General features: G+C 72.7%; 8 protein-coding genes. 6 read left to right on the top strand and 2 right to left on the bottom strand.

Annotated features, from left to right (window positions below; genetic code table 11):
- The 6 genes from BLT76_RS09785 to BLT76_RS09760 form a co-directional block, all read left to right on the top strand.
- A partial coding sequence (locus tag BLT76_RS09785; protein WP_139175466.1) for a substrate-binding domain-containing protein occupies window positions 1–531 on the top strand: 531 nt, incomplete at its 5' end.
- A gap of 365 nt (window positions 532–896) precedes the next feature.
- A complete protein-coding gene (locus tag BLT76_RS09780; protein WP_090854453.1) occupies window positions 897–1,283 on the top strand; it encodes an L-rhamnose mutarotase in 387 nt (128 codons plus the stop codon).
- A 7-nt stretch (window positions 1,284–1,290) separates the two neighbouring features.
- Window positions 1,291–2,454, top strand: a complete 1,164-nt coding sequence (gene rhaI, locus BLT76_RS09775) for an L-rhamnose isomerase (protein ID WP_090854450.1) — start codon at window positions 1,291–1,293, stop codon at window positions 2,452–2,454.
- A 56-nt stretch (window positions 2,455–2,510) separates the two neighbouring features.
- The gene (locus tag BLT76_RS09770) at window positions 2,511–4,547 is read left to right on the top strand and encodes a bifunctional aldolase/short-chain dehydrogenase (RefSeq protein ID WP_090854447.1); all 2,037 of its coding nucleotides are present in this window, start codon (window positions 2,511–2,513) and stop codon (window positions 4,545–4,547) included.
- Entirely contained in the window at window positions 4,544–6,028 is a 1,485-nt protein-coding gene (locus BLT76_RS09765; RefSeq protein ID WP_090854444.1) for a rhamnulokinase, read from the top strand. Before BLT76_RS09770 ends, BLT76_RS09765 begins: the two co-directional genes overlap by 4 nt.
- Window positions 6,029–6,082: 54 nt before the next feature.
- The gene (locus BLT76_RS09760) at window positions 6,083–9,067 is read left to right on the top strand and encodes a glycosyl hydrolase (RefSeq protein WP_090854441.1); all 2,985 of its coding nucleotides are present in this window, start codon (window positions 6,083–6,085) and stop codon (window positions 9,065–9,067) included.
- Window positions 9,068–9,231: 164 nt separating this feature from the next.
- Here BLT76_RS09760 and BLT76_RS09755 read toward each other — a convergent pair whose 3' ends face one another.
- Both BLT76_RS09755 and BLT76_RS09750 read right to left on the bottom strand, forming a co-directional pair.
- Window positions 9,232–9,897 carry a response regulator gene (locus BLT76_RS09755; protein WP_090854573.1) on the bottom strand — a complete coding sequence of 222 codons (666 nt, stop codon included), beginning with the start codon at window positions 9,895–9,897 and terminating at the stop codon, window positions 9,232–9,234.
- Window positions 9,894–11,099, bottom strand: a complete 1,206-nt coding sequence (locus BLT76_RS09750; protein ID WP_090854438.1) for a sensor histidine kinase — start codon at window positions 11,097–11,099, stop codon at window positions 9,894–9,896. The genes BLT76_RS09755 and BLT76_RS09750 overlap by 4 nt, the downstream gene beginning before the upstream one ends.
- Window positions 11,100–11,168: the final 69 nt, after the last annotated feature.

Below are 11,168 nucleotides of genomic sequence, written 5' to 3'. Positions count from 1 at the left end.
GAGATCGCGTTCCTCTCCGCGGCGGCCAACGCCACGAACCAGAACGAGTGGATCGGCCTCATGGAGGACGAGATCGCTGCCTCGCACCCCGACATCAAGGTCGTCGACACCGTCTACGGTGACGACGACGACCAGAAGTCGTTCGACGCGACCGCGGCGCTGCTGAACAAGCACCCCGACCTCAAGGGCATCATCTCCCCGACCACGGTCGGTATCGCCGCTGCCGCGCGCTACCTGTCCACCTCCGACGCCAAGGGCAAGGTCGCGCTGACCGGTCTGGGCACCCCGAACCAGATGCGTGACTTCGTCAACGACGGCACCGTCACTGAGTTCGCCCTGTGGAACCCGGGCGACCTGGGCTACCTGGCCGCCTACGCCGCCGAGGCGCTCGTCAAGGGCGACATCGAGGGCGAGGGTGACTCCTTCACCGCCGGCGACCTCGGCGAGTTCACCGTCGGCGCGGACAACACCGTCCTGCTCGGCGACCCGTTCCGCTTCAACAAGGACAACATCGCCGACTTCGACTTCTGAGCGGAGACGCGTCAGCGGATCCGCTGATGGTGGTCGAGCGAGCCGTGCGACTGAGGAACGAAGTCGCAACCGGCGTGTCGAGACCCATCTGGTTCCGCAGTCTCACCAGCACCGAAGTCAGCACCAGGCGATCAGGTTGAGGAGGGTTGCGCAGAGCCGAGCTTGCTCGGGGCTGCGCACCCCGTCTCGAAACCTCGACCAAGGGTCGCGATCAGCACCGAAGCAGCACGTACCGAAGCACCACCGCACCACCCCGCGAGACCCGCCCGGCCGGCCATGGCTCTCCCGTGGCCGGCCGGGCACCCCACACCCCGCCGTACCGGCACCGCACCACCAGCACCGAACACCCCTGAAAGGCAGGAACCGTGCAGCGCGTCTGCTTCCAGCTCCAGGTCCGACCGGACCGGATGGCGGAGTACCAGGAGCGGCACGCGGCCGTGTGGCCCGACATGCTCGCGGCCCTGCACGAGACCGGCTGGCACAACTACTCCCTCTTCCTGCGCGAGGACGGGCTGCTGATCGGCTACGTCGAGACGCCCGACCTCGCCGCCGCCCAGGCCGGCATGGCCGCCACCGAGGTCAACGCCCGCTGGCAGGCCGAGATGGCCGAGTTCTTCGTCGACCTCGACGGGGCGGCGCCCGACACGGGCTTCGTCCAGCTCCGCGAGGTCTTCCACCTGGAGGACCAGCTGGCCCTCCTCCCGAACACCACGGCAGCCACACCCCCGGCCGCCCCGACCACCGAGAAGTGATGTCACGATGACGACGTTCAGCCAGATCGCCCCGCAGCTCGAGGGCCAGGCCATCGAGCTGCCCTCGTGGGCGTTCGGCAACTCCGGCACCCGGTTCAAGGTGTTCGGCACGCCCGGCACCCCGCGCTCCATCGAGGAGAAGATCGCCGACGCCGCGACGGTCAACCGCTTCACCGGCCTCGCGCCGAAGGTCGCCCTGCACATCCCGTGGGACAAGACCGACGACTACGCCGCCCTCCGCGCGTACGCCGCGGAGCAGGGTGTCGCGCTCGGCACCGTCAACTCGAACACCTTCCAGGACGACGACTACAAGTTCGGCGCCCTGACGCACATCGACAAGAAGGTGCGCCAGAAGGCGATCGACCACCACTTCGAGTGCATCGACGTGATGGACGCGACCGGCTCGCGTGACCTGAAGATCTGGCTGGCCGAGGGCTCCAACTACCCGGGCCAGGCCGACCTGCGCGGCCGTCAGGACCGCCTGCACGAGTCGCTCTCCGCGATCTACGACCGGATCGGCGAGGAGCAGCGCCTGGTCCTGGAGTACAAGTTCTTCGAGCCGGCGTTCTACCACACCGACGTCCCGGACTGGGGTACGTCGTACGCGCAGGTGAGCGCGCTCGGCGAGCGGGCCACGGTCTGTCTCGACACCGGCCACCACGCGCCCGGCACCAACATCGAGTTCATCGTGATGCAGCTGCTGCGCCTCGGGAAGCTCGGCTCGTTCGACTTCAACAGCCGCTTCTACGCCGACGACGACCTGATCGTCGGCTCGGCCGACCCGTTCCAGCTGTTCCGGATCATCTTCGAGGTCATCCGCGGCGGCGGCTACGGCCCCGACTCCGACGTGGCCTTCATGCTCGACCAGTGCCACAACGTCGAGGACAAGATCCCCGGCCAGATCCGCTCGGTCCTCAACGTCCAGGAGATGACGGCGCGCGCGCTGCTCGTCGACCGTGACGCGCTGAGCGCGGCGCAGGAGGCCGGCGACGTCCTCGGGGCCCACGAGATCTTCAACGACGCGTTCTACACCGACGTCCGCGCCGACCTCGCCGCCTGGCGCGAGGAGCGCGGTCTGCCCGCTAGCCCGATGAAGGCGTACGCCGCGTCCGGCTACCAGCAGCAGATCGAGGAGTCCCGCGTCGGCGGGACCCAGCTGTCCTGGACCTGACGGTCCGCCCCTGATCGCGCACCCGAACCCCTTCCCCAGAAGACGAGAAAGGCATCATGACCAACCCTGCTGCGGCCGAGCTGATCGCCCGGTCCAACCGCCTCGGCGCCGACCCCAAGAACACCAACTACGCGGGCGGCAACACCTCGGCGAAGGGCACCGAGACCGACCCGGTCACCGGTGAGCCCGTCGAGCTGCTCTGGGTGAAGGGCTCGGGTGGCGACCTCGGCACCCTGAAAGAGAGCGGCCTGGCCGTGCTCCGCCTGGACCGGATGCGCGCGCTGGTCGACGTCTACCCGGGTCTCGACCGCGAGGACGAGATGGTCGCCGCGTTCGACTACTGCCTGCACGGCAAGGGTGGTGCGGCGCCGTCGATCGACACCGCGATGCACGGTCTCGTCGACGCCGCGCACGTCGACCACCTGCACCCCGACTCCGGCATCGCGATCGCGACCGCCGCGGACGGCCAGGAGCTGACCACCACGATCTTCGGCGACAAGGTCGTCTGGGTCCCGTGGCGTCGCCCCGGCTTCCAGCTCGGTCTCGACATCGCCGAGATCAAGGAGAAGAACCCGCAGGCGATCGGCTGCATCCTCGGCGGCCACGGCATCACCGCGTGGGGCGACACCTCCGAGGAGGCCGAGTCCAACTCGCTGTGGATCATCGACACCGCGGCGTCGTACATCGCCGAGCACTCGAAGGCCGAGCCCTTCGGTCCCGCCCTCGAGGGGTACGGCGCCCTGCCGGAGGCCGAGCGTCGCGCCAAGGCCGCTGCCCTGGCCCCGACCATCCGCGGCATCGCGTCGGTCGACCGTCCGATGGTCGGCCACTTCGCCGACCACGACGTCGTCCTCGACTTCCTGGCCGCCAGCGAGCACCCGCGCCTGGGTGACCTGGGCACGTCCTGCCCGGACCACTTCCTGCGGACCAAGGTCAAGCCGCTCATCCTCGACCTGCCCGCGTCGGCGTCGGTCGAGGACTCGATCGCCCGCCTGAAGGAGCTCGCGGTCTCCTACCGCGAGGACTACCAGGGCTACTACGACCGCAACGCCACGCCGGAGTCCCCGGCGATCCGCGGCGCGGACCCGCTCATCGTGCTGGTCCCCGGCGTCGGCATGTTCAGCTTCGGCAAGGACAAGCAGACCGCCCGCGTGGCCGGCGAGTTCTACACCAACGCCATCAACGTGATGCGTGGCGCCGAGGGCCTCTCGACGTACGCCCCGATCGACGAGGCGGAGAAGTTCCGCATCGAGTACTGGGCGCTCGAGGAGGCCAAGCTCCAGCGGATGCCGAAGCCCAAGCCGCTCGCCACCCGGATCGCGCTGATCACCGGTGCCGCCGGCGGCATCGGCAAGGCCACGGCCAAGAAGCTCGCGGCCGAGGGCGCCTGCGTCGTCATCGCCGACCTGGACCTCGCGAAGGCCCAGGCCGCCGCCGCCGAGATCGGTGGCTCGGACGTCGCCGTCGGCGTCGCCGCCGACGTGTCCAAGGAGGACGCCGTCCAGGCCATGGTCGACGCGGCCGTGCTCGCCTTCGGCGGTCTCGACCTGGTCGTCAACAACGCCGGTCTGTCGCTGTCCAAGTCGCTCCTCGAGACCACCGAGGCCGACTGGGACCTGCAGCACAACGTGATGGCCAAGGGCTCGTTCCTGGTCTCGAAGGCCGCGGCCAAGGTGCTCATCGAGCAGGAGATGGGCGGCGACATCGTCTACATCTCCTCGAAGAACTCCGTCTTCGCCGGCCCGAACAACATCGCCTACTCCGCGACCAAGGCCGACCAGGCCCACCAGGTCCGGCTGCTCGCCGCCGAGCTCGGCGCCCACGGCGTCAAGGTCAACGGCGTGAACCCGGACGGCGTCGTCGCGGGATCGGGCATCTTCGCCAGCGGCTGGGGCGCCAACCGCGCCGCGGTCTACGGCGTGGAGGAGAAGGACCTCGGCAAGTTCTACGCGCAGCGCACCATCCTCAAGCGCGAGGTGCTGCCGGAGAACATCGCCAACGCCGTCTTCGTGCTCTGCGGTCCCGACATGACCCACACCACCGGCCTGCACGTCCCCGTCGACGCGGGCGTGGCTGCGGCGTTCCTGCGATGACGGGAGCCACCCGGCCCGGCTCGCCGGTCCGCGTCGCGGCCGTCGACCTCGGCGCGACCAGCGGCCGCGTGATGGCGGGCCGGGTGGGCCCGCGCTCGCTGCACCTGGAGGAGCTGCACCGCTTCCCCAACGGCGGCGTGCGCGCCAACGGCTCGCTGTTCTGGGACGTCCTCGGCATCCACCGCGAGGTCCTGAACGGCGTCCGTGAGGTCGCCCGCACCGGTCCGCTGCACGGCATCGGCATCGACTCCTGGGCGGTCGACTACGGCCTGCTCGACCGGGACGGCAACCTGCTCGGCAACCCCTACAGCCACCGCGACTCCCGCACCGACGGCGTCCCCGCCCGGGTGCTGGAGAAGGTCGGCGCGGCCGACCTGTACGCGACGACCGGTCTGCAGAACCTGCCGTTCAACACGATCTACCAGCTCGCGGCGGCCCAGGGCACCGCGGCGCTGGAGTCGGCCGAGCAGCTGCTCCTGCTGCCCGACCTGCTGGCGTACTGGCTGACCGGGAAGATCGGCGCCGAGCGCACCAACGCCTCCACCACCGGCCTGTACGACGTGACCACCCGCGAGTGGGCGGTCGACCTGGCCAAGCGGGTCGGGGTGCCGTGGGCGATCCTGCCGCCGCTGCGTGACGCCGGCGACGTGATCGGCCCGGTCCTCGGCGAGGTGGCCGAGCAGCTCGGCGTCGACGCGGGCGTCCCCGTGGTCGCGGTCGGGTCGCACGACACCGCCTCGGCGATCGTCGGCGTGCCGGCCACCGAGGACGACTTCGCCTACATCTCCTCCGGCACCTGGTCGCTCGTCGGGCTGGAGCTGGAGAAGCCGGTGCTGTCGGAGGCCGCGCGGCTCGCCGACTTCACCAACGAGGGCGGCGTCGACGGCACGGTCCGGTTCCTGAAGAACGTGATGGGCCTGTGGGTGCTCTCGGAGTGCCTGCGGACCTGGTCGGACCAGCGGATCCGCGAGGCCAGCCTCGCGGCCGTCCTCGAGGGTGCGGTCGACGCACCCGCGCTGCGGACCGTCGTCGACATCAACGACCCGCGCCTGCTGCCGCCCGGGGACATGCCGTCCCGGATCCAGCAGCTGGCCGAGGAGGCTGGCGAGCCGATCCCGCGGACGCCGGTCGCGATCGCCCGCACGGTCATCGACAGCCTGGCCCTGGCCTACCGCAAGCACCTGCGTACGGCGGCCGAGCTCGCCGGCCGGTCGCCGTCGGTGGTGCACATCGTCGGGGGCGGCTCGCAGAACCACCTGCTCTGCCAGCTCACCGCCGACGCGGTCGGGATCCCGGTCCTCGCCGGCCCGTCCGAGGCGGCCGCGCTCGGCAACGTGCTGGTCCAGGCCCGCACCCTCGGGGCGCCGCTGAAGGACCTGGGCGCCATGCGCGACCTGGTCCGTCGTACGCACGAGCTGCACCGCTTCGAGCCCCGTCCCGGCACCGACTGGGACGCGGCGGAGGCCCGCATCACCCGCTGACCCACCCCGCACCACCGACCAACCATCCCCTCACTCCACCTCTCGGGAGCCCAGATGAACGACGTCCGACCGACCCCTCATCCCCTTCGTCGGCGGACGCTGTTCGGAGGAGCCGCCGCCGGCCTCGGTCTCGCAGCCGTGGCCGGGGCGGCGCCGGCGGGCGCCCACGGCGGTGGACCCGGCCGGGCGACGGACCTGCTCCGGTCCTTCGCCCGGCCCGGCACCGCCACCGCGGCCGGGTTCCGCTGGTGGTGGCCGAACGGGCTCGTCGACCCCCGCGAGGTCGAGCGCGAGGTCGACCAGGTCGCCGACGCCGGCTTCGGCGTCCTGGAGATCGCCGACGTCACCCACAGCCTCAACGCCCGGGGCATCGAGATGGACCTGGCCCGCCACGGCTGGGGCACTCCGGCCTGGGTCCGCGGCGTCAAGGCCGCCCTGGCCCGCGGCGCCCGTCGCGACGTGCGCATCGACGTCACCGTCGGCCCGTCCTGGCCGGCGGCCGTCCCGACCGTCACGCCCGACGACGACGCCGCCTGCGCCGAGCTGGCCCACGGCGTCGTGACGCTCGCGGCGGGGGCGTCGTACGACGACGTCGTCCCGGAGCCGGTCGTCGCACCGGCCGCCGCCAGCACCCGGCGGGAGCTGGTGGCCGTGCAGGCCTTCCGCGACCTCGGCACGGTCAAGGCGATCACCACCCTCGACCCGGCGTCCCGCGTCGACCTCACCGACCGGGTCCGTGACGGGCGGCTGGCCTGGACCGCGCCCGGTGACGGCGCCTGGGTGCTGCTGTCCTACTGGCGCCGCGGCTCCGCGCAGGAGCCGGAGGCGGGCCCGCACACCGACCCGCCGTCGTACGTCGTCGACCACTTCAGCGCGGCCGGCTCCGCGGCCGTGGTCGACCTGTGGGAGGACCGGATCCTCGACCGCGAGATGCGGCGGCTGCTGAGGAAGGCCGGCGGCTACCTCTTCGAGGACTCCCTCGAGATCGAGACCGACGCGACCATCTGGACGCCGCTGATGCTGGCGGAGTTCCGGAAGCGGGCCGGCTACGACCTGCTGCCGTACCTCCCAGTGGTCGTCGAGGCGCACGAGAAGTACCTCTTCGCGTTCGACGCCGTGACCACCACCCGGGTGCGCGACGACTTCAACCAGGTGCTCAGCGACCTCTACCGCGACCACCACCTGCTGGTGCTGCAGCGCTTCGCGCGCTCGCTCGGGATGGGCCTGCGGGTGCAGCCCTACGGCCTGGAGACCGACACCGTCGAGCACGCCGCGCTGCTCGACGTACCCGAGACGGAGTCGCTGGGCTTCAAGAACCTCGACGACTACCGGGTGATGGCGGGCGGACGCGACCTGGCCGGCCACACGATCCTGTCGTGCGAGGCGGCCTGCTACAACGGCGCCGCCTACAACACGACCTGGGACCGCGCGCTGCAGACGCTCAACAGCATCTTCGCGGCGGGTGTCAACCAGTGCGTCCTGCACGGCTTCGCCTACGCCGACGCGCCCGGCGTCAGCTGGCCCGGCTTCGCCGCGTTCTCGCCGTACTACAAGGGCGCCATCGGGTACGGCGAGGCCTGGGGCCCGCGCACCCCGCAGTGGCGGCACATCCCCGACGTGGCCGGCTACCTCGCCCGCACCCAGCTGGTGCTGCAGACCGGCACCCCGACGTACGACGTCGTGTTCCTGCGCCAGAAGGGCTGGACCTCCACCGGCATCGGCGCGCCCTGGGCGACCAACACCGGCATCCCGACCGGCTGGACGCACTCGTTCGCCACGCCCGCGCTGCTCGACCTGCCGCTGGCCCGCGTGCGGGGCGGGGTGCTCGCGCCGGACGGGCCGTCGTACCGGGTGATGGTGATCGGGCCGGACCAGTTCCGAGGCGCCGAGCGGACGATGGCCGTCGCGACGGCCCGTCGGGTCCTGGCGCTCGGGCGGGCCGGGCTGCCGGTCGTGCTGCTCGGCGACTGGTCGACGGCCGAGCCGGTCGGCCTCGCGCAGCCGGGGGAGACCTCCGCCCTGCGCGCGCTCCTGGCCGAGCTCGCGGCGCTGCCGACGACCCGGTCGGTGCTCACCGACGCCGAGCTGCCGGGTGCGTTCGCCGCGCTGGGCGTGCGCCCGGCCGTCACCCACGAGACGTCGACCGTCGCGCACGTGCGCCGGGTGGTCGGCGACACCGATCTCTACTACCTGGCCAACGCCAAGCACGCCGAGAACCGCAAGCTGGTCCGGGTCACCCAGGACGTCTGGCTGACGGCGACCGACCGGTCGTCGGTGCCGCACCTGCTCGACGCCTGGACCGGCACGGTCACGCCGGTCGCCGCCTACGAGCGGTCCGGCGACCGGGTCCGGGTCACCGTCGACCTGCTGCCCGGCCAGTCGACCGTGGTGGCGCTGACGCCCGCCTCGCGCAGTGACCGGACCCCGGCCGTGGTCGCCTCGACCGCGCCGGTGCGGCGCGTCGGGTCGCGGGTGGTGCTCCGGGCCGCCACCGCCGGTGCGCACACCGCCACGCTGGCCTCCGGGCGGGTCGTCCGGACCTCTGTCGACCGGGTCCGCGAGGCCGTCGTACCGACGTCGTGGGAGCTGGCGGTCGAGGACTGGCAGCCGGGTTCCTCGGCGACGCAGACGGTGCGGCCGGTCCGTCGTACGACGCTGACGACGCTGGCGCCCTGGTCGCAGCTGCCCGGGCTGGAGGACGTGTCCGGCATCGGCCGCTACCGCACCGTCGTCGACCTCGGCCGCGACTGGACCGACGGCGACGGCGCCGTCCTGGAGCTCGGCGAGGTCAACGACACCTTCCGGGTCACCGTCAACGGCCACCGGCTCCCGCCCAGCGACGTCCTCGACACCACCGTCGACCTCGGCGACCGGCTGCGCCGCGGGCGCAACGTGATCGAGGTCGAGGTGGCCTCCACCCTCCTCAACCGGCTCCGCACCGTCACCCCCGAGGTGTACGGCGTCGCCGCCCGCCAGCCCTACGGCCTCCTCGGCCCGGTCCGCCTGGTCCCGTACGCCGAGCGCACCCTCCGCCTCTGACCTGCGGCCGGGCGGCCGGCGCCGGGGGTGAGAGTTTTATCGGCTAGCCGATGAAACTCACGGCTGGACGATGAACCTTTGTCGTCCCGGCGTGAGCTTTGTCGGCTAGCCGATGAAACTCTCCGGGCGGCCCCGAGCCCGCCCACGCCGGCTCGCCGCGGCGCTCAGTCGGGGACGTCGACGATCTTGTTCTGGTAGGCCCAGACGGCGGCCTGGAGGCGGGAGCGGACGCCGAGCTTGGGCATCATCCGGGCCAGGTGCGACTTCACCGTCGACACCTCCAGGACCAGCTCGGCGGCGATCTCGTCGTTCGAGAGGCCCTGAGCGAGCAGCAGCAGGATGTCGAGCTCGCGCGCGGTCAGCAGGTCGGAGCCGCCGACGGCGACGACCGGGCGGGTGCCGCGCCGGGTGACGACCTCGCGCAGCACCCGCCGGGTGAGCGAGGTGTCGATGGTGCCCTCGCCGGCGGCCACGGCGCGTACGGCGGCCAGCAGCTCCTCGGGCTCCGCGTCCTTGAGCAGGAACCCGGAGGCGCCGGCCTCGAGGGCGCCGAAGAGGTACTCGTCGATGTCGAAGGTCGTCAGCACCAGCACCGCGATCGGGTCCTCGACGCCCGGCCCGCAGAGCGCGCGGGTCGCGGTGATGCCGTCGGTCCCCGGCATCCGGATGTCGGTGCAGACCACGTCGGCGTGCAGCTCCCGGGCGGCGGTCACGGCCGCGGCGCCGTCCTCGACCGCCGCCACGACGTCGATGTCGGGGGCGGCACCGAGCAGGGTGGTGAGGCCGGCCCGGACCATCGGCTGGTCGTCGGCCACCACGACCCGGATCACGCGTCCCCCTCGGCCCGCGGCGTCCACAGGCGGACCCGCCAGCCGCCGGCGGACGTCGTACCGGCCTCGACGGTGCTGCCGGTCAGCTCGGCCCGCTCGCGCATCCCCACGAGGCCGAGTCCACCACGGACGCCCGGGTCGGCCTGCCGCGGTGCCGGTCCGTTGGTCACGGTGACCACCAGCGCGGCGGCGTCGCGGTCGTCCACCGTGACGGTGCACGGCGCCCCGGGCGCGTGCCGCGCGGCGTTGGCGAGGGCCTCCTGGACCATCCGGTACGACGCCAGCTGCGCCAGCGGACCGATCCCCGCGCCGAGCACACGGGCCGCGTCGGGCAGCACCTCCAGGTCGACCTGCTGGCCCGCGACCCGGGCCAGCTCGACCAGCCCGGCGATGCCCGCCAGCGTCTCCGTCCGTACGCCGGCCGCCACCCCGTCGTCCTCGCGGAGCAGCCCGACCAGCCGGCGCAGGTCGCGCAGGACGGCGGTGCTCTCGCGCCGTACCTCCGCGACGGCGGCCTTCGCGCCCGCCGGGTCGGTGTCGACCTGGGTGGCGATGGCCGCGCTGAGCACCGCGATCCCGGTCAGGTGGTGGGCGGCGATGTCGTGCAGCTCGCGGGCCATCGCCGTGCGCTCGCGGGCGACGGCGGCCTGGACCAGGGCATCCTGCTCGCGCTCCAGCGCCCGGATCCTCTCGTCCTGGGCGGTGCGGGTCTCGCGGCGGGCGACCACCAGCGCGGCGACCAGCAGGGTGCCGCCGGTCAGCACGAGCGCCTGCAGCGCGCCCGCGCCTACCGCCGTACCGGGGGCGACGCCGTCGTCGACCGCGGCGCCGGCCTGGCCGGCCGCCACCAGCAGGCCGGCCGCCGTCAGGACCGGCCAGCCGTCCTGCCACGGGCGCTGGGTGGCCAGCGTGTAGAGGCCGACCAGGAAGGCCACCGACGTCACGCCGATCGCGCCGGCGGCACCGAGGGCCGCAGCGGCCGGGACGGCTGCCGCGGTCGCGAGCGCGACCGCGGCGGGCCGGCGCCGTCGTACGACGAGGGCGGCGGAGGCCGCGGTCACCACGCCCAGGGTCGCCCACCAGGCGGCGTGCTCGAAGGACGGGATGCCGTCCTCGTCCGTGGCCAGCAGCGGGAGGGCGACCAGCAGCAGCACCGCGAGCACCCATGCGCCCGCGGCGACCCTCGCTCCGCTCCGCGCCATGGCAGCACGCTAGCCGGGGCGCCGACGGCCCGGCTTCCACCGAAGGATGCAACCCGCAGGCTCCATCCT

The organism is Nocardioides lianchengensis (assembly GCF_900101465.1).
Lineage (GTDB): Bacteria > Actinomycetota > Actinomycetes > Propionibacteriales > Nocardioidaceae > Nocardioides > Nocardioides lianchengensis.
This window is presented reverse-complemented; position numbering and strand designations above follow the sequence as displayed.